This window comes from Synechococcus sp. RS9907 (assembly GCF_014279615.1).
Taxonomy (GTDB): domain Bacteria; phylum Cyanobacteriota; class Cyanobacteriia; order PCC-6307; family Cyanobiaceae; genus Parasynechococcus.
Genome location: NZ_CP047944.1, coordinates 1,881,290 through 1,903,551, shown reverse-complemented (window position 1 = coordinate 1,903,551; position 22,262 = coordinate 1,881,290). Strand labels below are relative to the sequence as shown.

The window sequence follows — 22,262 nt, the reverse complement described above, 5'->3', positions numbered from 1 at the left end:
AGGATTCCGTCTTGTGTGTGGTGCCTGAAGCGTCCATTTCCTTCCGGTGCACTTGTCGTCGTCAGCTGATCTGACCCGCGATTTCTGAACAGCAGCAGCGGCGCTGTCGGTTCCGTCCTGGAAACCGTCGGTGCCGCTGTTGTGTCGAATCGTCCTGTCAGGTGAGCTTCTGCCGCCAATCCAGTCCTCCCCAGTCCCTTCGTCCTCTCTGCCGGTCCCCGCATGAGCAGCAGCGCGATTCAGGTCGCCAAGACCGCCACCTACCTCCCTGATCTGGTGGAGGTGCAGCGGGCCAGCTTTAAGTGGTTTTTGGATCAAGGTCTGATGGAGGAGCTGGAAAGCTTCTCTCCGATCACGGATTACACCGGCAAGCTGGAGCTGCACTTCATCGGTAGCGAGTACCGCCTGAAGCGCCCCCGCCACGATGTGGAAGAGGCCAAGCGCCGTGATGCGACCTTCGCGTCACAGATGTATGTGACCTGCCGCCTGGTCAACAAGGAGACCGGTGAGATCAAGGAGCAGGAGGTCTTCATCGGCGAACTGCCGCTGATGACCGAGCGCGGCACGTTCATCATCAACGGCGCTGAGCGCGTGATCGTGAACCAGATCGTGCGCAGCCCTGGTGTCTATTTCAAGGATGAAATGGACAAGAACGGCCGGCGCACCTACAACGCCAGCGTCATCCCCAACCGGGGTGCCTGGCTGAAGTTTGAAACAGATAAGAACGATTTGCTCCACGTTCGTGTGGACAAGACCCGCAAGATCAACGCGCACGTGCTCATGCGTGCCATGGGTCTGTCCGACAACGACGTGCTCGACAAGCTGCGTCACCCCGAGTTCTACAAGAAGTCGATTGATGCAGCCAACGACGAGGGCATCAGCTCGGAAGACCAAGCGCTGCTTGAGCTCTACAAGAAACTCCGTCCGGGTGAACCCCCCTCAGTGAGTGGCGGTCAGCAGCTGCTGCAGACCCGTTTCTTCGATCCCAAGCGCTACGACCTCGGTCGGGTCGGCCGCTACAAGATCAACAAGAAGCTGCGCCTCACCATCCCCGACACGGTGCGCACCCTCACCCATGAGGATGTGCTCTCCACCCTCGATTACCTGATCAACCTGGAACTGGATGTCGGCGGCGCCAGCCTTGACGACATCGACCACCTCGGCAACCGCCGCGTGCGTTCCGTGGGCGAACTCCTGCAGAACCAGGTTCGGGTGGGACTGAACCGTCTTGAGCGGATCATCAAGGAACGGATGACCGTCGGCGAAACCGATTCGCTGACCCCGGCCCAGTTGGTGAACCCCAAGCCCCTGGTGGCGGCGATCAAGGAGTTCTTCGGCTCCAGCCAGTTGAGCCAGTTCATGGACCAGACCAACCCTCTGGCTGAGCTCACCCACAAGCGCCGCATCTCGGCCCTTGGACCCGGCGGTCTCACCCGTGAGCGTGCCGGCTTCGCCGTCCGCGACATTCACCCCTCCCACTACGGCCGTCTCTGCCCGATTGATACGCCGGAAGGCCCCAACGCTGGTCTGATCAACTCCCTGGCCACCCACGCCCGGGTCAACGAGTACGGCTTCATCGAAACGCCGTTCTGGAAGGTGGAGAACGGTGTCGTTCTGAAGGATGGCGATCCGATCTACCTGTCTGCCGACCGGGAAGACGAAGTGCGCGTCGCCCCTGGTGACGTGGCCACCGAGGACGACGGCCGGATCTCGGCGGATCTGATTCCTGTGCGTTACCGCCAGGACTTCGAGAAGGTCCCCCCTGAGCAGGTCGACTACGTCGCCCTGTCACCGGTCCAGGTGATCTCCGTGGCAACGTCCCTGATCCCCTTCCTGGAGCACGACGACGCCAACCGCGCCCTGATGGGCTCCAACATGCAGCGTCAGGCTGTGCCGCTGCTGCGTCCCGAGCGTGCCCTGGTGGGCACCGGCCTGGAAACCCAGGTGGCCCGCGACTCCGGCATGGTGCCGATCTCCCGGGTGAATGGCACCGTGACCTATGTGGATGCCAACGCCATCGTTGTTCAGGACGAGGATGGCAACGACCACACCCATTTCCTGCAGAAGTATCAGCGCTCCAACCAGGACACCTGCCTGAACCAGCGCCCGATCGTCCGCTGCGGCGATCCGGTGATCGTCGGCCAGGTGATGGCGGATGGTTCCGCCTGTGAAGGCGGTGAGATCGCTCTGGGTCAGAACGTTCTGATCGCTTACATGCCCTGGGAGGGTTACAACTACGAGGACGCGCTGCTGGTCAGCGAGCGTCTGGTCACCGACGACCTCTACACCTCGGTTCACATCGAGAAGTACGAGATCGAAGCGCGTCAGACCAAGCTCGGACCTGAGGAGATCACCCGCGAAATTCCCAACGTCGCTGAGGAAAGCCTGGGCAACCTCGACGAGATGGGCATCATCCGCGTGGGCGCTTTCGTTGAAAGCGGCGACATCCTCGTGGGCAAGGTGACGCCCAAGGGTGAATCCGATCAGCCGCCGGAAGAGAAGCTGCTGCGCGCGATCTTCGGTGAGAAGGCGCGCGACGTGCGCGACAACTCCCTGCGGGTGCCCGGCACCGAGCGTGGCCGCGTTGTGGATGTGCGCATCTACACCCGTGAACAGGGTGATGAGCTGCCCCCCGGCGCCAACATGGTGGTGCGGGTGTATGTGGCCCAGCGCCGCAAGATCCAGGTCGGCGACAAGATGGCTGGCCGCCACGGCAACAAGGGCATCATCAGCCGCATCCTTCCTCGGGAGGACATGCCTTATCTGCCCGACGGCACCCCGGTCGACATCGTGCTCAACCCCCTGGGTGTGCCGAGCCGGATGAACGTGGGTCAGGTGTTCGAGCTGCTGATGGGTTGGGCCGCGTCCAACCTGGATTGCCGCGTGCGCATCGTTCCCTTCGATGAGATGCACGGTGCTGAGAAGTCCCAGCAGACCGTCGAGACCTTCCTCAAGGAAGCCGCCAAGCAGCCCGGCAAGGGTTGGGTGTACGACCCTGAGGATCCCGGCAAGCTGCAGCTGAGGGATGGCCGCACCGGTCTGCCCTTCGATCAGCCCGTGGCCGTGGGTTACTCCCACTTCCTCAAGCTGGTTCACTTGGTGGACGACAAGATTCACGCCCGTTCCACCGGCCCCTACTCCCTGGTCACCCAGCAGCCCCTGGGCGGTAAGGCACAGCAAGGTGGTCAGCGTCTGGGTGAGATGGAGGTGTGGGCCCTCGAGGCCTATGGCGCCGCATACACCCTGCAGGAACTTCTCACGGTCAAGTCCGACGACATGCAGGGCCGCAACGAGGCCCTCAACGCCATCGTCAAGGGCAAGCCGATTCCCCGCCCGGGTACACCGGAATCCTTCAAGGTGCTGATGCGCGAGCTTCAGTCCCTGGGTCTGGACATCGCCGTTTACACCGACGAAGGCAAGGAAGTGGATCTGATGCAGGACGTGAACCCACGTCGCAGCACCCCCAGCAGGCCCACCTACGAATCCCTCGGCATCGCGGATTACGACGAGGACTGACGGATCAACGAACGAACCGATTCCCCGCTCCTTCTTCCTTAACCGTCAATGACCAACAGCAACCTCCGCACCGAGAACCACTTCGATTACGTCAAGATCACCCTCGCCTCACCCGATCGGGTGATGGAGTGGGGACAGCGCACCCTGCCCAACGGCCAGGTGGTCGGTGAGGTCACCAAGCCGGAGACCATCAACTACCGCACCCTCAAGCCCGAGATGGACGGGCTGTTCTGCGAAAAGATCTTTGGCCCGTCCAAAGACTGGGAATGCCACTGCGGCAAGTACAAGCGGGTGCGTCACCGGGGCATCGTTTGTGAACGCTGCGGTGTGGAGGTCACCGAGAGCCGCGTGCGTCGTCACCGCATGGGCTTCATCAAGCTGGCGGCCCCCGTCTCTCACGTCTGGTACCTGAAGGGGATCCCCAGCTACGTGGCCATCCTGCTGGACATGCCCCTGCGGGATGTTGAGCAGATCGTCTACTTCAACTGCTATGTGGTGCTGGATCCCGGCGACCACAAGGACCTGAAGTACAAGCAGCTGCTCACCGAAGACGAGTGGCTGGAAATTGAAGACGAGATCTACGCCGAAGATTCCGAGATCGAGAACGAGCCCGTGGTGGGCATCGGTGCCGAGGCCCTCAAGCAATTGCTGGAAGACCTCACCCTCGATGAAGTGGCTGAGCAGCTGCGTGAGGAGATCAACGGCAGCAAGGGTCAGAAGCGCGCCAAGTTGATCAAGCGTCTGCGCGTGATCGACAACTTCATCGCCACCAACGCCCGTCCCGAGTGGATGGTGCTGGATGTGATCCCGGTGATTCCGCCCGACCTGCGCCCGATGGTGCAGCTCGATGGTGGTCGCTTCGCCACCAGCGATCTCAACGATCTCTACCGGCGGGTGATCAACCGCAACAACCGTCTGGCGAGGCTCCAGGAAATCCTGGCCCCTGAAATCATCGTCCGCAACGAGAAGCGGATGCTGCAGGAGGCCGTCGACGCCCTGATCGACAACGGCCGTCGCGGTCGTACCGTCGTGGGTGCCAACAACCGTCCGCTCAAGTCATTGAGCGACATCATTGAAGGCAAGCAGGGCCGCTTCCGTCAGAACCTCCTGGGTAAGCGGGTCGACTACTCCGGTCGTTCCGTGATCGTGGTGGGTCCGAAGCTGAAGATGCACCAGTGCGGTCTGCCCAAGGAGATGGCGATCGAGCTGTTCCAGCCCTTCGTGATCCACCGCCTGATCCGCCAGAACATCGTCAACAACATCAAGGCGGCCAAGAAGCTGATTCAGCGGGCCGACGATGAAGTGATGCAGGTGCTGCAAGAGGTGATCGACGGCCATCCGATCCTGCTGAACCGTGCTCCAACCCTGCACCGTCTCGGCATTCAGGCCTTCGAACCCAAGCTGGTGGATGGCCGTGCCATTCAGCTGCACCCCCTCGTCTGCCCAGCCTTCAACGCTGACTTTGACGGTGACCAGATGGCCGTTCACGTGCCCCTGGCCATCGAGGCGCAGACAGAGGCCCGCATGTTGATGCTGGCCAGCAACAACATCCTGTCGCCTGCGACCGGTGAGCCGATCATCACCCCGTCTCAGGACATGGTGCTCGGCTCCTATTACTTGACGGCGCTGCAACCCGGTGTTTCCAAGCCCGGCTTCGGCGATCGCAGCTGCACGTTCGCGGGTCTGGAGGATGTCATCCACGCCTTTGAAGACAACCGGATCGGTCTGCACGACTGGGTGTGGGTCCGCTTCAACGGTGAAGTTCAGGACGATGAAGAGCTGGATGCGCCCAGCAAGAGCGAATCCCTCAGCGATGGCACGCGCATCGAAGAGTGGAGCTACCGCCGCGACCGTTTCGATGAAGACGGTGCCCTGATCAGCCGCTACATCCTCACCACTGTGGGCCGCGTGGTGATGAATCACACGATCATCGACGCGGTGGCCGCCGCCTGAATCAAGCCAGACGTCCTTCCTCCTTAACTCCTGATCCGCGCGCAGCCATGACCTCGTCCTCGAAATCCCGCAAGTCCAAATCCAGCAAGGCCTCCAAGGCCGCCAAAGAGGCTCCCGTGAGCGCATCGCGTCCGCTCTCGAAGACCCCACCGCCGTTCCGCAACCAGGTCATCGACAAGCGGGCTCTCAAGCAGCTCGTCGCCTGGTCCTACAAGAACCACGGCACTGCGGTGACGTCGGCGATGGCCGACAACCTCAAGGATCTCGGCTTCAAGTACGCCACCCAGGCGGCTGTGTCGATCTCCGTCGACGACCTCAAGGTGCCCGAGGCGAAGAAGGATCTGCTGGGCCAGGCCGAGGAACAGATCACGGCCACCGAAGAGCGCTATCGCCTGGGTGAAATCACCGAGGTGGAGCGTCACACCAAGGTGATCGACACCTGGACCGAGACCAACGAGCGTCTGGTGGATGCCGTCAAAAAGAACTTTGACGAGAACGCACCGCTGAACTCGGTGTGGATGATGGCCAACTCCGGCGCCCGGGGAAACATGTCCCAGGTGCGTCAGCTGGTGGGCATGCGCGGCCTGATGGCCAACCCGCAGGGTGAAATCATCGACCTTCCGATCCGCACCAACTTCCGTGAGGGTCTGACGGTCACCGAGTACGTCATCTCCTCCTATGGCGCCCGGAAGGGTCTGGTGGATACGGCGCTGCGCACCGCCGACTCCGGTTACCTCACCCGTCGTCTGGTGGACGTTGCCCAGGATGTGATCGTCCGTGAGGACGACTGCGGCACGACCCGCCACATCGTGGTGGACGCTGAGGACGGCAAATTCGGCAGCCGGCTTGTGGGTCGCCTGACCGCCGCCCAGGTGGTGAATGCCGATGGCGAGGTGCTGGCTGAGCGCGACACCGAAATCGATCCGCCGCTGTCCAAGTCCTTCGAGGCCGCTGGCGTCAAGGCCGTGAGTGTGCGTTCGCCGCTCACCTGTGAAGCCAACCGTTCCGTTTGCCGCAAGTGCTACGGCTGGGCGCTGGCCCACAACGAACTGGTCGACCTGGGTGAAGCCGTCGGCATCATCGCGGCCCAGTCGATCGGTGAGCCTGGAACCCAGCTCACCATGCGGACCTTCCACACCGGTGGTGTGTCCACCGCTGAGACCGGTGTGGTCCGCTCCAAGGTGGCGGGCACCGTCGAGTTCGGCAGCAAGGCGCGGGTGCGTCCCTACCGCACCCCCCACGGTGTGAACGCCCAACAGGCTGAGGTTGATTTCAACCTCACGATCAAGCCGTCCGGCAAGGGCAAGGCCCAGAAGATCGAGATCACCAACGGCTCCCTGTTGTTCGTCGACAACGGTGCTGACATCGATGCCGACGTCACCGTGGCGCAGATCGCCGCTGGTTCGGTCAAGAAGAGTGTGGAGAAGGCCACCAAGGACGTGATCTGCGACCTGGCTGGCCAGGTGCGTTACGAGGAGGCGATCCAGCCCCGTGAGGTCACCGACCGCCAGGGCAACATCACCCTGAAGGCCCAGCGTCTCGGCCGGATGTGGGTGCTTTCCGGCGACGTCTACAACCTGCCGCCCAACGCTCAGCCCGTGGTCGGTAGCGAGACCCAGGTCACTGAGGGTCAGGTGCTGGCCGAAGCCAGCCAGCGGAGTGAGTACGGCGGTGAAGTGCGCCTGCGCGACTCCATCGGTGATTCCCGTGAGGTGCAGATCGTCACCACGGCGATGACCCTCAAGGACTTCAAACTGCTGGAGGAGTCCACCCACTCCGGTGAGATCTGGAACCTCGAGGCCAAAGACGGCACCCGTTACCGCCTCAACACCATCCCCGGCAGCAAGATCGGTTCCGGTGAGGTGATCGCTGAACTGGCGGATGACCGCTTCCGCACCGGCACCGGTGGTTTGGTGAAGTTCGCCCCTGGTCTGGCGATCAAGAAGGCCCGTTCCGCCAAGAACGGTTACGAGGTCAACAAGGGCGGCACCTTGCTGTGGATCCCCCAGGAGACCCACGAAATCAACAAGGACATCTCCCTGTTGATGATCACCGACGGTCAGTGGATCGAGGCCGGCACCGAGGTTGTCAAAGACATCTTCAGCCAGACCGCGGGCATCGTCACCGTCACCCAGAAGAACGACATCCTGCGCGAAATCATCGTCCGCAGTGGTGAGTTCCACCTCTGCACCGATGCCAAGGCGCTGGAGCGTTTCGAGGGTGATGGCCAGATGGTCAACCCCGGCGAAGACATCGCCAAGGGGCTGTCCGTTGACACGATGAAGTACGTGCAGACGGTGGAGACCCCCGAAGGCAAGGGTCTGCTGCTGCGTCCTGTTGAGGAGTACACCATTCCCAACGAGGCCCAGCTGCCTGAGCTGTCCCATGTGAAGCAGGCCAATGGCCCTCACCTCGGCATCAAGGCCACCCAGCGTCTGGCGTTCAAGGACAACGAACTGATCAAGTCCGTTGAAGGTGTGGAGCTGCTCAAGACCCAGCTGCTGCTCGAGACTTTCGACACCACCCCGCAGATGACGGTGGATGTGGAGAAGGCTCCCGACAAGCGGGCCAAGACCATTTCCCGTCTGCGCCTTGTGATCCTCGAGTCGATCCTGGTGCGTCGCGACACCATGTCCGACTCCAGCCACGGCTCAACCCACACCGAGCTGCAGGTCGAAGATGGTGTGTCTGTGAAGGCTGGCGATGTCGTCGCCACCACGCAGATCCTCTGCAAGCAGGCCGGTCTGGCGCAGTTGCCTGAAGCCACTGAAGCCGACCCCGTGCGTCGGATGATCGTGGAACGCCCCGAAGACACCACCACCCTGAGCACCTCCGGAAAGCCGGTGGTGAGCGTCGGTCAGCGGATTGTCGATGGCGATGCCCTTGCCGACGGCGAAACCGCCACCTGCTGTGGTGAGATCGAGGCCGTCAGCGGCAACAGCGTCACCCTGCGTCTGGGACGTCCCTACATGGTGTCGCCCGACTCCGTCCTGCACGTGCGTGATGGAGATCTGGTGCAGCGTGGTGATGGCCTGGCCCTTCTGGTGTTCGAACGCCAGAAGACCGGTGACATCGTTCAGGGTCTGCCCCGAATCGAGGAATTGCTGGAGGCCCGTCGCCCCCGTGAATCCGCGATTCTCTGCAAGAAGCCCGGCACCGTTGAGATCAAGCAGGGTGAAGACGACGAGTCTCTCGCCGTCAACGTGATCGAATCCGATGACGCCATCGGTGAATATCCGATCCTGCTCGGCCGCAACATCATGGTGAGCGACGGCCAACAGGTCACCGCTGGGGAACTGCTGACCGATGGCCCGATTAACCCTCACGAGTTGCTCGAGTGCTACTTCGAAGATCTGCGCAGCCGCAAGCCTCTGATGGAGGCCGCCCAGGAGGCGATCGCCAACCTGCAGCACCGTCTGGTGACTGAGGTTCAGAACGTCTACAAGTCCCAGGGCGTCTCGATTGACGACAAGCACATCGAGGTGATCGTCCGTCAGATGACCAGCAAGGTGCGGGTCGAAGATGCCGGCGACACCACCCTGTTGCCCGGTGAGCTGATCGAACTGCGTCAGGTGGAAGACACCAACCAGGCCATGGCGATCACCGGTGGCGCTCCCGCCGAGTTCACCCCGGTGCTGCTGGGTATCACCAAGGCGTCGCTCAACACCGACAGCTTCATCTCCGCCGCCTCCTTCCAGGAGACGACCCGGGTGCTCACCGAAGCCGCCATCGAGGGCAAGAGCGACTGGCTGCGTGGTCTCAAGGAGAACGTGATCATCGGTCGCCTGATTCCTGCAGGCACCGGCTTCAGCGGCTTCGAAGAAGAGCTGCAGAAGGAGGCTGGCCCCCACCCCGACATCCTTTCGGAGGATCCAGCCGGCTACCGCCGCATGCAGAACCTGCGTCCCGACTACACCGTCGACATGCCCCCTGCGGCCAGCGCCAGTGCGGTGCTGGATGACCCCAGTGACGCCGACCTCGAGGCCACCCGCACCCGCCACAACATCGACCCCTCGGCGAGCAATTTCGCCGCGTTCACCCGTCCGGACGCCGACAATGAGCTGAAGGAAGAGCAGGTGGTCGATGCTGAAGCCGTTGAGGGTCTTCAGGAAGAGGGCCTGCTCTCTGACGAATGAGCTCCGCTCAATCGTTCACCATTGCAGCCCCTTCCATGCTTGAGCCCACTGAGATCCCCAAGAGACGCCTGCCCAAATATGGGTTCCACACCCATACCGAGCGGCTGAATGGACGTCTGGCCATGCTTGGCTTCATCGCCCTGATGGCGGTGGAGATCAAGCTTGGCCATGGTCTGCTGATCTGGTGACCCAGGCTCTGCTGGGTCGCAGCGCGGCCGAGCTGCAGGACTGGGCCGTCGCCCAGGGGCAAAAGCCGTTCCGCGGCCGTCAGCTCCATGACTGGATCTATGCCAAGGGGGCTCGATCCCTGGCCGACATCACGGTCTTCCCCAAGACCTGGCGTGCCGCCTTGTTGGAGGGCGGCATTGATGTGGGCCGGCTGAAGGAAGTGCATCGTTCGGTGGCCACGGATGCCACCACCAAATTGCTGCTCTCCACCGAGGACGGCGAAACCATCGAAACGGTCGGGATTCCCACCGACCAACGCCTCACCGTCTGTGTGTCCAGCCAGGTGGGTTGTCCCATGGCCTGCCGCTTCTGTGCCACCGGCAAAGGGGGGTTGCAGCGTTCACTTCAGACCCACGAAATCGTGGATCAGGTGCTGAGTGTGCGTGAGGCGATGGACCGTCGTCCTTCCCACATCGTGTTCATGGGCATGGGCGAGCCCCTGCTCAACAGCAGCGCTGTGCTGGAGGCGATCCGCTGCCTGAATGATGATCTCGGCATCGGCCAACGGCGCATCACCGTTAGCACGGTGGGTGTTCCGAAAACCTTGCCGCAACTCGCGGAACTGGCCATGCAGCGGCTGGGCCGCGCCCAGTTCACCCTGGCGGTGAGCCTCCATGCCCCCAACCAGCGGCTGCGCGAGGAGCTGATTCCCACAGCCCATGCCTACCCCTATGAGGCTTTGCTCGAGGATTGCCGTCACTATCTGGAGGTGACCGGTCGGCGGGTGAGTTTTGAGTACATCCTGCTCGGTGAACTCAACGATCAGCCCGAGCACGCCGCAGAGCTGGCGGATCGCGTTGGTGGTTTCCAGAGCCACGTGAACCTGATCGCCTACAACCCGATTGAGGAGGAGGAGTTCAAACGACCAACGCCGCAGCGGATCGAGGCGTTTCGTCGTGTGTTGGAGCGGCGCGGTGTTGCCGTGAGCCTCAGGGCCAGCCGGGGGCTCGATCAAAATGCGGCCTGCGGTCAGCTCCGGCGTCAGCAGATGGCCCCCAATTCATCCGGCAGCTGACGGGTGGGCTGATGCCCTGTTCCTCAGCAGACTGCTGAGGAACAGGGTCTGCGCATGACAGCGATCGATTGGCTGCTTCTCGCTGCTTACCTCGTTCTCACCCTGGTGTTGGGGTTGTGGCTGGCCCGCCGCAACAGCGGCGAGGCGGATTATTTCGTGGCTGGCCGTCGTCTGAACGGCTGGTTGGCCGGCGCCTCGATGGCGGCCACCACCTTCTCCATCGATACGCCGCTTTACGTCGCTGGCTTGGTGGGTGCCCGCGGCCTGGCGGGCAACTGGGAGTGGTGGAGCTTTGGTTTGGCCCACGTGGCCATGGCTGTTGTCTTCGCACCCCTTTGGCGCCGCAGCGGTGTGCTCACCGACGCCGCCTTCACCGAGCTGCGCTATGGCGGAGCGGCGGCGGCTTGGTTGCGCGGCATCAAGGCTTTTCTGCTGGCCGTGCCGGTGAACTGCATCGGCATCGGCTATGCCTTTCTCGCCCTCCGCAAGGTGGTTGAAGCGCTGGGGCTGGTGTCGGGTCAACCCGCAGCACTGGGACTGACGGACACGGTCTGGCTCTTGATGGTCGTGGCTCTGCTTGTGATGAGTTACACCGTGGCCGGTGGGCTCTGGGCCGTCGTGGTCACCGATCTGGTCCAGCTTGTGCTGGCGTTGGCGGGTGCCCTGGCCGTGGCTGCGGCTGCCCTCCATGCCGCAGGAGGGATGACAGCGTTGTTGGAACAACTGCAGGCGCTGCAGCGGCCGGAGCTGCTGTCTCTGGTGCCCTGGACCTGGGATGACGCGGGCTTCCACTGGTTGCAGGGCAGCGGCATCAGCATTCCGATGTTCACGGCTTACATCGCTGTGCAGTGGTGGAGTTTCCGCCGCAGCGATGGGGGTGGCGAGTTCATCCAGCGCATGCTGGCCACCCGCGATGAGCAGCAGGCGCGGCTGGCGGGTTGGGTGTTTCTGGTGGTGAATTACCTCCTGCGCAGCTGGCTCTGGATCGTGGTCGCGTTGGCGGCCCAGGTGCTGTTGCCGGCCGGCGCTGATCTTGAGCTCGGCTATCCCGCCCTGGCCGTGCAACTGCTGCCCCCCGTGGCGCTCGGCCTTGTGGTGATCTCTCTGGTGGCGGCGTTCATGAGCACCGTGAGCACCTCGGTGAACTGGGGAGCCAGTTACCTCACCCACGACCTCTATCAGCGCTTTGTTCGTCCCTCTGCTGGTTCGCGGGAGCTGTTGCTGGTGGGACAACTCACCACGGTTCTGCGGCTTTTTCGTTGGGGTGTTCACCTCGGTGGTGCCCCTGGTTCGGATCGAGGATTACGGGGTTCGCATTGCGATGATCACCGGCCTCTCCGCTGTGGTCTGGTTGACGGTGATGCTGAGCACACCGCCGGAATCGGACGCTGTCTTGGAGCGGTTTGTGCGGACGGTGCGTCCTCCGGGCCCCGGTTGGTCACGCCTGCGCCAGCGCTTCGGCGTCATGCCGATGGAGTCGTTGCCCGCCATGCTGCGGCGCTTTGTGCTGGCCTGTGGTGTGTTGTTTGGCGGCCTGCTCGGCACCGGAGGCTTCCTGCTGCATCAACAGTGGAGTGGCTGGATCGGTCTGTCGGTGCTGATCCTCTCGATCTGGCAGTTGCGGCGGCGTGTCGATGCCGTGCCCTCTTGAGCAGAATGACGCCTTGATTGGCCTGTTCCGGTGTCGTTTTTTCGTTCCACGCTTCTGCCGGCTCTGATTGTTCTCCTGTTCGCCGTGGCGTTGTTCGCTGTGAGTGCCCGCATCTGGCTTCCCGGTGACATGCTGGCCCCAGCTCCCATGGGTTGAGCTCTGGAATGGCTCCCGTAGCATCCCCTCATGACTGACGACCGCAGCCAACAGAAGGACCAGGGGCTGTCCAGCCTTTCCGTGGATCCTGATCTGCTGGCGCGTGAGCTGGCTGCGGAAGACGACGTTGATCCGCTTGATGCGATCCAGCTCGACGATGCCGAGCAGGATTCCTCCCTGGAGATTGCCCGGGCCTGCGACCAAGGCCTGGTCTGGTTGCGTGGCAACCATGGAGAACGGCTGCAGGGCCTGCAGGTGTTCTGTGAACACCGTGATCCCCGGTCGATTGCCCTGCTGCTGCCCTTGCTCCAGAACTCCTGTCCGGTGGAGCGGATGAGTGCCGTCTACGCCTTGGGTCGCAATCCATCGCCGCCGGCTGTTGAGCCGCTGTTGCAGCTGCTGCAGCTCGATGCCAATGCCTACGTCCGCAAGGCTGCGGCCTGGAGCCTGGGCAATTTTCCTGATGCTCCGGTGCTCAATCCGTTGATCCGGGCGCTGCAGACGGATGTCGCAGCGGTGCGCCTCTGGTGTCCGGGATCCCTGGCGGAAGCCGGCAGCCGTTCCCCGGTCAAGGCCGACCCCGCGGCGGGGCAATTGCTGGTGAGTCTGCGCATCGACAGTGAAGCGGTGGTGCGCAGCAACTGCATCTGGGCTTTGGGCCGTTTGATGGATCAGCTGGTGCAGCCGCGGCAAGCCGAGATCGTTGAAGCCCTTGTGAGTGCTCTGCTCCATGACGGGGAGATCTCCGTGCGCGATGAGGCCAGAACGGCCCTCGAGCAGCTGGAAGATCCGCTGGTGCTGGAACGCCTTCAGGCTTTGATCAACGACGGTTTCGTCCTGTAGCGCCGCTCTTGTAACGGCAAACGCAACATTCAGGGGTGACCCCCACTAGATTGCTGCGCAAATCACGCTTCTTCGATGCCCCAGAAGACCATTCGTTTCACCATTCGGCCTGACGGCCGTGTGGAAGAACGGGTCGAGGGTGTTGCTGGTGAAGCGTGCCAGCAGCTCACTGAAGAAGTGGAAGCTGCTCTTGGAACGGTTGAACGTCAGGAATCCACATCCGAAGCGTTTCTGCAGCCTGAGGTCCAGTCCCAGTCTCTTCCCGCTCATTTGAACTGATGTCGCATTTCAGCACCGTCAAAACCGAACTGCGTCAGCTGGAGCCTCTGGTGAAAGCGCTGGAAGACATGGGCTATGCCCCCGATCAGGGTGAGCGTCCCGTTCGCGGCTACCGCGGCCAGACCGTCACCGCTGACCTGGCCATCGCCGTGCAGGACGGTGGTGACATCGGTTTCCGCTGGAACAGCGCATCGCAGTCCTATGAGCTGGTCACCGACCTAGATCTGTGGAAGCAGCAGATTCCTGTGGAACGTTTTCTCTCCAAACTCACCCAGCGCTACGCCCTGAACACGGTTCTGGCTGCCACCACCAAGGAAGGCTTTCAGGTTGCCGAGCAGACCCAAACCGAGGATGGTTCGATCGAACTCGTGGTGACCCGCTGGGACGCCTGAATCCTGGCTGATCCTTCGTCTCACGCCTTTTCCGCCCCCGCTCGCCCGCAGGAGCAGGCCACCGGGAGGGAGCCCCTGCTCGGGGGCGACATGCGCGATCAGGCTGTCTGGGTGGATGAAGCCGTCTGCATCGGCTGTCGCTACTGCGCCCACGTGGCTGCGAACACCTTTGTTGTTGAGCCGCATCTGGGACGCTCCAGGGCCATCCGACAGGACGGTGACTCCACCGAATGCATTCAGGAGGCCATCGACACCTGTCCTGTGGATTGCATTCACTGGGTTCCCTTTGAATCATTGGAAACGTTGCGGCAAAACCTGATTCGCCAGAATCTGCAACCGCGTCCCCAAGGTTGATGGCGCTTCCCACCCGCCGATTCGGCCGCACGGAGCTTGAGATCCCCCTGTTGTCTCTCGGGGGAATGCGCTTTCAGCAGAGCTGGACCGACCTTCCAGCTGATGAGATCACGCCTGCATCGCAGACCCAGCTCGAGGCGACCCTGAAGCGCGCGGTGGATCTGGGCTTTCACCATGTGGAAACGGCGCGGCACTACGGCAGCTCCGAACGTCAGCTGGGCTGGGCCCTGCCGCGCACACCCGATCCCTCCCGTCTGCTGCAGAGCAAGGTGCCTCCCCGGCCCGATGCCGACGCCTTCGAGGCGGAACTGGAGCTCAGTTTTGAGCGGTTGGGCTGTGATCGCCTTGATTTACTGGCCATCCACGGCATCAACCTGCCGGAGCATCTTGAACAGACCCTTCAACCCGGGGGCTGCATGGAGGTGGTGCGCCGCTGGCAGGCGGAGGGCCGTATTGGTCACGTGGGCTTCTCCACCCATGGCCCCACCGCCTTGATCGCACAGGCCTGCGACTCCGGTGCCTTCGATTACGTGAATCTGCACTGGTATTACATCCGCCAGGACAACGGCCCTGCCTTGGATGCGGCCCGCCGTCAGGACATGGGGGTGTTCATCATCAGTCCCACTGACAAGGGCGGCCATCTGCACACGCCATCCCAACGGCTGTTGGAGCTGTGTGCACCGCTGCATCCCATCGTCTTCAACGACCTGTTCTGTCTCCAGGATCCGCGGGTTCACACCATCAGTGTGGGAGCGGCCCGGCCGGAGGATCTCGAGCTTCACCTGGAGGCGTTGCACCTGCTGCCGGAGGCAGCGGGCTTGATTGCTCCGGTGGATCAGCGGCTTCGGCATGCGGCCGATGAAGCATTGGGTCGTGACTGGATGGCCACCTGGTCCGTCGGGCTGCCGCCTTGGCATGCGACGCCTGGGGAGATCAACCTGCCGGTGTTGCTTTGGCTGTACAACCTTCTGGAGGCCTGGGATCTCGAGAGTTATGCCAAGGCCCGCTATGGGTTGCTGGGCTCCGGCGGCCACTGGTTTGCCGGGGCCAATGCCGATGGCTTTGATGCGGAGGTCAGTGCCGAAGAGCTGCAGAGCGTCCTGCAGGAGAGCCCGTGGCGTGAGCGCATCCCAGAGATTCTGCGCAGCCTCAAGCAGCGGCTCAAGGGCGAATCCCAGATGCGTTTGTCGAGCGTCTGAGCGTTCCTTTTAGCTCCCCAGAGGATCCCGGCTGGGTGTTCCCACCGCCCTTGGGTAGCTGCGGGGGCAGGGGCCGTTCGGTTGCACCCGCAGCAGGTGCCGCGTGCCGCGATCACCGGGCAGTTGCCGGTGCTGCACCTCGATCAGATGGCCCTTCAGCAGCCGCAGGGCCCTGTTGAACGGCACGGCATCGCTGTCCGTCCACTGGCCCCGATACAGCAGGGCCTGGCCGTCGCTCTTCAGCAAGGGCACCAGGTATTCGGCCACCACGGGAGCTGCTGCCACAGCCCGGGCCATGGCGCGATCGAAGCTGCCGCGGAAGTGGCGATCGCGCCCGGTGGTTTCGATCCGCTCGGTGCGGACCCGCACCCGATCGGCAAGGCCCAGGCTTCCGGCCATGGCCTCCACGGCGGCGGTCTTGCGTCCGACGGAATCCAGCAGGGTCACCTGTGCCTGGGGCAGGGCAATGGCGATGGCGAGGCCGGGGAAGCCTCCCCCGGTTCCCACATCAATCCAGTGCTGCGGCTCGTCCGCTGACTGGAGTTCCGCCGCCAGCGGCCAGAGGCTGTCGAACACCTGACCAATCCAGAAATCGTCGCCGTTCACCAGGCGCGTCAGGTTGACCCGTTCATTCCAGCTCTGCAGCAGGCCCTGAAGCTCCACCAGCTGGTCGCGCTGCGCCTGCGATGGCTGCCATCCCAGGGCGTCCCAGAACGCCGGTTCAGGCGCGGTGGCGGCCATGGCTGCAGCAACAACTCTTCTTAGGATGAAGGACCGGCCGTCCCCTGTGTCCGAAGCCCGCCCCAGCCATCACGAACGGCTAGGCGTGCGTCCCGGGGTTGACGCTGAAACCTTGCGCCAGGCCTTTCGACGTCAGTCCAAGGCCCTGCATCCCGACACCACGCAACTGCCGCCCGAGCAGGCCAGCATTGCGTTTCAGCAGCTCAAGGAGTCCTACGACGTTCTGCTGCGCCAGAGCCAGGCAAGCCTCAGTCCTGGCGCCCAGGCGCCGTCATCGCCCCCGCCACTGCAGCGTGAGTCCCGCCCGGATGCCTGGCAGGGCATTGGTCAACGCAGGCCCCTCTCCGGTGGGGAATGGTTCTCGCTGGTGCTGTTGAGCATCGCGCTGTTGCTCAGCCTGGTGCTGGGATTGGGGGTGGCGCTTGCCCAGGGCCGCGATTGGCAGGTGTCGCCGAGTTGGCTGGCGGATGAGCAGACTCAGAACACATCCGTGCGTTCGCAACCTGATGGCCGCCCTGCCCCCGGAGAGCACCCCGCTGAATCAGCACTCTCTCCCGGCGCTTGAGGCCTGGCTCCAGCAGCTGGGTGCAGTCCGCATGGACGACAACCCCTGCCAGTGGATGCTCGAGCGTTCTGAATGGCGAGCGCTGCTGTTGCTGGAACGGGAGGACCTCAAGGTGATCTGGCATCCGGGTTCCCTGGAGGCGATGGTGCAGTGTTCGCTTCCCTATGGCCTCTCAAGGGCCGATATCGAGGCGGCGATTCAGGCAGGGCCCTGAGGCCACCAGCTTCAGAGCTGATCGAGGGCCTGCTCCAGCACCGAATAGCAGCGTTCCAGCTGGGCATCGCTGATGCAGAGCGGTGGCAGCAGATAAACCACCTGGCCCAGGGGGCGAAGGAAGACGCCGTTCTCCATCGCCAGCCGTTTCAGCTTCGGCCCCGCCGGGTTGAGGTAGCCCGAGCTCCCCTCCACAACGAGGTCGAAGCCGGCCACCGTCCCCGTCAGCCTGGGATGTTGCACCTTCCGATGGCGCGCCAACCGTTCGAGGTGCGGACGATGCCGTTGTTCGAACTGTTGAAAGGCAGCGGGGTTGCGCTCCAGCAGGTCGAGGCTGGCGTTGGCCGCGGCGCAGCCCAGCGGATTGGCCGTGAAGCTGTGGCCGTGCCAGAGGGTCAGGCAGGGGTCGTCACCGACGAAGGCTTCGAACACCGCTTCGCTGGCCATGGTCACGCCCATCGGCAGACATCCCCCCGTCAAGCCTTTGGACAGGGCCATCAGATCCGGCCGGATGCCCGCCCGCCGGCTGGCGAACCAGTCGCCGCAGCGTCCGAAGCCCGTGAGCACTTCATCGGCGATCAGCAGGGCTCCCGCCTGGCGGGTGCGTGCCTCCACCTGTCGCAGAAATTCGGGCCGCACCATGGCCATGCCCCCGGCCCCCTGCAGCAGCGGTTCGAGGATCACCGCCGCTGTCGGTGTCTCCAGCACGCGCTCGAGCACCTCGAGTGCCGCCGATTCCTTGGCCTCCACGGCATCGTCGTCCCACCAGGTGGCCGGCCAGGGAACCCGGGCGACGGGAAAGAGCTTGTCTTCGAAGGGGGCGCTGAACAGGTTGCGTTCGCCAACGGCCATCGCTCCGAAGGTGTCGCCGTGATAAGCCCCGTCGAAGGCGACGATCTGATAGCGCGCTTGGCCCCGGTTGGCCCACCACTGGCAGGCGATCTTGAGCGCCACTTCCACCGCCGTGGAGCCGTTGTCGGAGAAGAACAGCCGTTGCAGGCCGCAGAGGCCGCTCAGGCGTACGGCCAGCTGTTCCGCAGGCTCATGGGTGAAGTCGGCAAAAATCACCTGCTCGAGGCGGGCGGCTTGATCGGCGATGGCCTTGGCCAACACCGGATGGGCATGGCCGTGCAGGGTGACCCACCAGCTGCTGATGGCATCGATCAGGGGCTCGCCTTGCTCACGGATCAGCAGGGCACCGTCTCCAGATACCACCCGTTGGGAGTTGGCTGCGCTGGCCATCTGGGTGAAGGGGGGCCACAGATTCGGATGGCGGATCGACCCCATGGCAGCAGCGGCAGCTTTTGCCATATTGAATCTGGAGCTGTTGGAGATGCCCGGATGGCTGCCCCACGCACCCGTCGTCCATCCAAGCGTTTTGTTCCCACCACGCGGCCTGAGCCGTCGGCCAAGCGACGTCTCGTTGTCCCTGAGGGCGACTGGCAAGAGATTCGCAATGATCTCGAGCTGCGGGGTTGGTCCTCGTCCCAGCTGGAGGTGATCCAGGCTGAACTCAGTCACGGATGGCCGCTGCGGGTCGCCGTGCGCCATGCCGCGATGCGTCTGGGCACCTGCCCCACCGGTTCAAAGGCCCTTGGCTGAGGGGTCAGCGGCAGACGTCACTGTTCTTTTCCGCCTCTGTGGCGATGGCGCTGCAGTTCACCCAGCGCACCAGCTGCACCTCGATGTCGGTGAACAGCACCAGAATCCCAACGCAGAGTGCTGAAACAGCCAGGGTCGCCAGGGTTTGACGTGAAGTCACGGGGACGAGCGCTTCAACACGTCTCGGAATGTAGTGGTGAGATTCTGCTCGTGCCAAAGCCGCTCCAGAACCGTTGCTGAGAGCGAGGCCTGGGGCGGGAGCTGCGCCAGAACGGGGACGTCACCGAACTGCTTGAGGGTCCCCGGGTTGTCGGCATGGAGGGGGCCGTTGAGGATCAGTCCCAACACCGTGAGATTCCGCCGTCTCAACGCTTCCAGGCTGAGCAGGGTGTGGTTGAGGGTGCCCAGTCCACTGCGGGCCACCAGAACGATGGGCAACTGCCACTCCACCAGTTGATCGATCTGGAGCCAGTTGCGGGTGAGGGGCACCATCAACCCTCCAGCCGTCTCCACCACCAGGGATCCCTGATGCGGGGGAATGGTGAGTTGGGCAGGGTCGAGTGGCGTGTCGTCCAGTTCGGCGGCCCAGTGGGGGGAGACCGGCTCTCGGAAGGCATAGGCCTCGGGCAGCATCCGTTCCGGCGGGAGGTTCAACAGCTGCCGCACCCGTTCGCGGTCACCGCCGCCCTCCAGTCCGCTCTGCACCGGTTTCCAGTAGCTGGCCTGAAGCCCCTGCACGAGCCACGCGCTCACCACGGTTTTGCCGACGTCCGTGTCGGTTCCGCACACCACCAGGCGACTGACGCTGCCGTTCATCGCTTCACCATCAGGACCCACATCCTCCAGGTCAGGGCGAACCCGGCTGATGCATCGGCTTGGGGCCAAGCCCGGAAGACGGCCTTCCATTGGCCTGGGGAGAGCTGGCACCCGTTGGTGACGGAGGCGCCGATGTTGCTCATCGGTCGCAGCAGCCGCAGTGGATTGGCGGCGCGTTGGGTGAAGCTCAGGCACTCGTCCCGTTGCACCACCCCATCCGGCAGGGCTGCCATCAGTTGCTCCCGCACCGGCATGGACAAGGCCGTGCAGGTTTGATTCGCTGCCCGGGCGGCGTGCTGCCATTGCGGAAAACTTCCAGCCACCGGCACCGCCAGGGCCAGCCAGCCCCCCTTTGGCAGGGCATCCACCCAACGCCGAAGCTGCTGGGCTGGATCCGGCAACCAATGCAAAACAAAGCTGGAGGCCAGCAGTTGCGGAGGCTCACTCCAGTTCGGTAACCCGCGGCTCAGGTCATGCCGCAGGGTGTGGGTTCCATGGGGGTGGCTGTTCAACATGGCGGCACTTCCGTCAAGACGGATCACCTGCTGGCCTGGATGAGCGACTTCCAGGGCTGCGGCCAGATGACCGGTGCCGCTGCCGAGGTCAGCCCACAGGCCGCGCCGGATGGAGCAGCGACAGCTCAGTTGGGCCAGGCGCCAGGCCATCGCCCGTTGCAGCAACGCCTCGCCTGCATAGGTCGGTGCTGCGCGACTGAAGCGCTCCAGCACCTGGTCGGGGCGAATCACAGGGCCCCCAGCCATTGCTGCACCACCGAGAGCACCGTTGGTGTGATCAGTGCGTGGCCCCAATGCGGATCCCGATGCAGGGTCAGCGGCTGCGCTCCGAGGTCATCGATCAGCTGCTGTGCTGATGCGGCGTGCACCACAGCGTCCTGTTCGCCCTGCACCACCAGCACAGGCACCGCTTCAGGCCAGCCCGTTGGCAGGCTCTGGCAGCGCGCCAGAAGCTCCAGATCCTGCTGCAGCCGCTGGCGCCCCAGGCTCGTCAAACCCCCCAGCAGGGGGGCCGGGGGCAGGGCGCTGCGGGCATGGGGTGAAGCGGCTTTGTCGAGGAAGCGCTCCAGCATCATCAGTTCTTCGTCGGTGCCCAGGGCCGCCTGCATTCCCTTCAGAGCCACCGCCACCGCGCGCCCTGCGCGCCCGTGGGGCACGAAGGCGCTGAAGCTCCCCAGCAGCACCACCGCATCGGCCTGCGCCAGCACAGCTGCCGGCAGCAGGTGCAGCCCCAGGGAGTGGGCGATCAACAGGTTGCGTCCTGGGCCAGGGGGCCATGCCGGAGCAACGGTCTCACCGCCGCTGTAGCCCCGGTCCGCGCTGGACCATTTCGCTCCCCCGTCTTCAAAGCGTTGACGCCAGTGGGACCAGGTGCCGGCCTGGCCAGCCCAACCATGCATCGCCAGGACCTGCATCATCGAGAGCCGAGGGCTGCGAGCAGTTGCTCCAATGTGCCCTCCGGCAGGTCCCGCCGCAGCACCAGGCGCAAACGGGCGGTCCCCTCCGGCACGGTGGGCGGCCTGATCGCCACCGACAGCAGCCCCGCCTGCTCCAGCTGTTGCTGGAGGTCGAGCGCCTCCTGGTCGTCCCCGACCAACAGCGGGAGAACGGGGCCGTGTCCTGCCGGTTTCGCCCAGCCCTGGTGCGCCAGTGCTGTCCTCCAGCGTTCCGAGCGCTGGCTCAGCTCGCTTCCCCAGTTGGGATGGGCTTGGATCAGGCGCAGGGCAGCCTGGGCTCCCGCCACCAGCGGTGGGGCCAGGGCCGTGGTGTAACGGAAGGCCCCACTGGTTTGCAGCAGCCGCTCCATCGTGGTGTGGTCCCCAGCCAAAAATGCACCTCCGCTGCCGAAGGCCTTGCCGAAGGTGCCGCACACCAAGGCCATAGGCCGTTGGAGTCCATGGCAAAGCCCACGGCCGCCGGGCCCCAGCACCCCCAGGCCATGGGCTTCGTCCACCAGCAGCTGTGCGCCGTGGTGGGCACAAAGGTCGGCGATGCCCTGCAGATCAGGGCTGGTGCCTTCCATGCTGAACAGGCTTTCCGTCACCACCAGTGGTGGCCGTGTTGTCGGCTTGAGCCGCTGCAGCCGCTGGTCGAGATCTTCAAGATCGTTGTGGGCAAAGCGTTGCAGCCGCGCCCCACTGGTGCGGACGCCGGCCAGCAGCGAGTGGTGGATCAGCCGGTCCACCAACACGGTGGTGTGCCTGTCACTCAGGGCCGTTAGGGCGGCGATGTTGGCTTGAAATCCGCTGGGGAACAGCAGCACCCGGTCACGGTTCAGCCAGGTGGCGAGAGCTGCTTCCAGCTCCAGATGGCGTGGTCGGGTTCCGGTGATCAGCCGAGATCCACCGGCACCAACGCCATCGCAGGCCATGGCCTCCGATGCCGCTGCGAGCACATCGGGATGACGGCTGAGCCCGAGGTAGTCGTTGCTCGCCAGATCAACCAGCTGACCGGCTCCGGCGGGATCCTGCAGCTGCCAGGGCTCCTGGCCGGAGTTCAAGCTCCGCAGGCGTCGACGGCGGGCTGGGGGGATGGGAGAAGCGTGGTCCCGCATCACAACAGTCTGGAATCCGCCCTGAACAAGGATGG

General features: G+C 63.8%; 21 protein-coding genes and 1 pseudogene. 15 read left to right on the top strand and 7 right to left on the bottom strand.

All coding sequences use genetic code 11. The features are described from left to right. Positions 1-222 precede the first annotated feature (222 nt). The 12 genes and pseudogenes from rpoB to SynRS9907_RS10490 all read left to right on the top strand — a co-directional run bounded on the left by rpoB (position 223) and on the right by SynRS9907_RS10490 (position 15,722). Positions 223-3,516: a DNA-directed RNA polymerase subunit beta gene (gene rpoB, locus SynRS9907_RS10540; RefSeq protein WP_188020970.1), complete on the top strand. Its 3,294-nt coding sequence runs from the start codon at positions 223-225 to the stop codon at positions 3,514-3,516. Positions 3,517-3,564: 48 nt separating this feature from the next. Beyond that, complete coding sequence (locus SynRS9907_RS10535; RefSeq protein WP_115131864.1) at positions 3,565-5,469, top strand: DNA-directed RNA polymerase subunit gamma; 1,905 nt, start codon at positions 3,565-3,567, stop codon at positions 5,467-5,469. 47 nt (positions 5,470-5,516) lie between these two features. After that, positions 5,517-9,605 (top strand): DNA-directed RNA polymerase subunit beta', encoded by a 4,089-nt coding sequence (locus SynRS9907_RS10530; RefSeq protein ID WP_188020969.1) that lies wholly within the window; start codon positions 5,517-5,519, stop codon positions 9,603-9,605. Positions 9,606-9,640: 35 nt separating this feature from the next. Further along, positions 9,641-9,793, top strand: a complete 153-nt coding sequence (locus SynRS9907_RS10525; protein ID WP_006850847.1) for a hypothetical protein — start codon at positions 9,641-9,643, stop codon at positions 9,791-9,793. After that, a complete protein-coding gene (gene rlmN, locus SynRS9907_RS10520) occupies positions 9,790-10,848 on the top strand; it encodes a 23S rRNA (adenine(2503)-C(2))-methyltransferase RlmN (protein ID WP_188020968.1) in 1,059 nt (352 codons plus the stop codon). The genes SynRS9907_RS10525 and rlmN overlap by 4 nt, the downstream gene beginning before the upstream one ends. Positions 10,849-10,902: 54 nt before the next feature. Further along, positions 10,903-12,499 (top strand): annotated as a pseudogene (locus SynRS9907_RS10515) (sodium:solute symporter family protein). A gap of 30 nt (positions 12,500-12,529) precedes the next feature. Beyond that, positions 12,530-12,655, top strand: a complete 126-nt coding sequence (locus SynRS9907_RS14095) for a hypothetical protein (RefSeq protein WP_255445887.1) — start codon at positions 12,530-12,532, stop codon at positions 12,653-12,655. Between the two features lie 30 nt (positions 12,656-12,685). After that, positions 12,686-13,498 carry a HEAT repeat domain-containing protein gene (locus tag SynRS9907_RS10510; RefSeq protein WP_188020967.1) on the top strand — a complete coding sequence of 271 codons (813 nt, stop codon included), beginning with the start codon at positions 12,686-12,688 and terminating at the stop codon, positions 13,496-13,498. 75 nt (positions 13,499-13,573) lie between these two features. Continuing rightward, on the top strand, positions 13,574-13,777 hold the full coding sequence (locus tag SynRS9907_RS10505) for a DUF2997 domain-containing protein (protein ID WP_115010030.1): 204 nt from the start codon (positions 13,574-13,576) through the stop codon (positions 13,775-13,777). Further along, complete coding sequence (locus SynRS9907_RS10500) at positions 13,777-14,169, top strand: DUF1257 domain-containing protein (protein WP_186513516.1); 393 nt, start codon at positions 13,777-13,779, stop codon at positions 14,167-14,169. Before SynRS9907_RS10505 ends, SynRS9907_RS10500 begins: the two co-directional genes overlap by 1 nt. Before the next feature lie 3 nt (positions 14,170-14,172). After that, on the top strand, positions 14,173-14,523 hold the full coding sequence (locus SynRS9907_RS10495; protein ID WP_244272378.1) for a ferredoxin: 351 nt from the start codon (positions 14,173-14,175) through the stop codon (positions 14,521-14,523). Next, positions 14,523-15,722 (top strand): aldo/keto reductase, encoded by a 1,200-nt coding sequence (locus SynRS9907_RS10490; RefSeq protein WP_188020966.1) that lies wholly within the window; start codon positions 14,523-14,525, stop codon positions 15,720-15,722. The genes SynRS9907_RS10495 and SynRS9907_RS10490 overlap by 1 nt, the downstream gene beginning before the upstream one ends. Positions 15,723-15,731: 9 nt before the next feature. Here the strand turns inward: SynRS9907_RS10490 and rsmG are convergent, their stop codons facing one another. Continuing rightward, entirely contained in the window at positions 15,732-16,463 is a 732-nt protein-coding gene (rsmG, locus tag SynRS9907_RS10485; protein WP_188020965.1) for a 16S rRNA (guanine(527)-N(7))-methyltransferase RsmG, read from the bottom strand. Between the two features lie 25 nt (positions 16,464-16,488). Between rsmG and SynRS9907_RS10480 the strand changes: the two genes are divergently transcribed. Together SynRS9907_RS10480 and SynRS9907_RS10475 are read left to right on the top strand one after the other, a co-directional pair. Next, positions 16,489-17,028, top strand: coding sequence for a J domain-containing protein (locus SynRS9907_RS10480; RefSeq protein WP_188020964.1), 540 nt, complete (start codon positions 16,489-16,491; stop codon positions 17,026-17,028). Continuing rightward, entirely contained in the window at positions 16,970-17,242 is a 273-nt protein-coding gene (locus SynRS9907_RS10475; protein WP_255445886.1) for a DUF3143 domain-containing protein, read from the top strand. Before SynRS9907_RS10480 ends, SynRS9907_RS10475 begins: the two co-directional genes overlap by 59 nt. An 11-nt stretch (positions 17,243-17,253) precedes the next feature. Here the strand turns inward: SynRS9907_RS10475 and bioA are convergent, their stop codons facing one another. After that, on the bottom strand, positions 17,254-18,552 hold the full coding sequence (gene bioA / locus SynRS9907_RS10470) for an adenosylmethionine--8-amino-7-oxononanoate transaminase (RefSeq protein WP_188020963.1): 1,299 nt from the start codon (positions 18,550-18,552) through the stop codon (positions 17,254-17,256). A gap of 30 nt (positions 18,553-18,582) precedes the next feature. Here bioA and SynRS9907_RS10465 point away from each other — a divergent pair, with 30 nt between their 5' ends. Continuing rightward, complete coding sequence (locus tag SynRS9907_RS10465) at positions 18,583-18,843, top strand: hypothetical protein (RefSeq protein WP_188020962.1); 261 nt, start codon at positions 18,583-18,585, stop codon at positions 18,841-18,843. Positions 18,844-18,847: 4 nt separating this feature from the next. On the opposite strand, the gene SynRS9907_RS10460 is transcribed toward SynRS9907_RS10465, so the two are convergent. The 5 genes from SynRS9907_RS10460 to SynRS9907_RS10440 are packed head-to-tail and all read right to left on the bottom strand — an operon-like array spanning position 18,848 to position 22,227. Next, positions 18,848-19,003 (bottom strand): hypothetical protein, encoded by a 156-nt coding sequence (locus SynRS9907_RS10460; RefSeq protein WP_170951106.1) that lies wholly within the window; start codon positions 19,001-19,003, stop codon positions 18,848-18,850. Continuing rightward, positions 19,000-19,659: a dethiobiotin synthase gene (gene bioD, locus SynRS9907_RS10455; RefSeq protein WP_188020961.1), complete on the bottom strand. Its 660-nt coding sequence runs from the start codon at positions 19,657-19,659 to the stop codon at positions 19,000-19,002. The genes SynRS9907_RS10460 and bioD overlap by 4 nt, the downstream gene beginning before the upstream one ends. Continuing rightward, a complete protein-coding gene (locus SynRS9907_RS10450) occupies positions 19,656-20,420 on the bottom strand; it encodes a methyltransferase (RefSeq protein WP_188020960.1) in 765 nt (254 codons plus the stop codon). The genes bioD and SynRS9907_RS10450 overlap by 4 nt, the downstream gene beginning before the upstream one ends. Beyond that, positions 20,402-21,091, bottom strand: a complete 690-nt coding sequence (locus SynRS9907_RS10445) for an alpha/beta hydrolase (protein WP_188020959.1) — start codon at positions 21,089-21,091, stop codon at positions 20,402-20,404. Before SynRS9907_RS10445 ends, SynRS9907_RS10450 begins: the two co-directional genes overlap by 19 nt. Next, positions 21,088-22,227, bottom strand: coding sequence for an 8-amino-7-oxononanoate synthase (locus SynRS9907_RS10440; RefSeq protein ID WP_188020958.1), 1,140 nt, complete (start codon positions 22,225-22,227; stop codon positions 21,088-21,090). The genes SynRS9907_RS10445 and SynRS9907_RS10440 overlap by 4 nt, the downstream gene beginning before the upstream one ends. Positions 22,228-22,262: the final 35 nt, after the last annotated feature.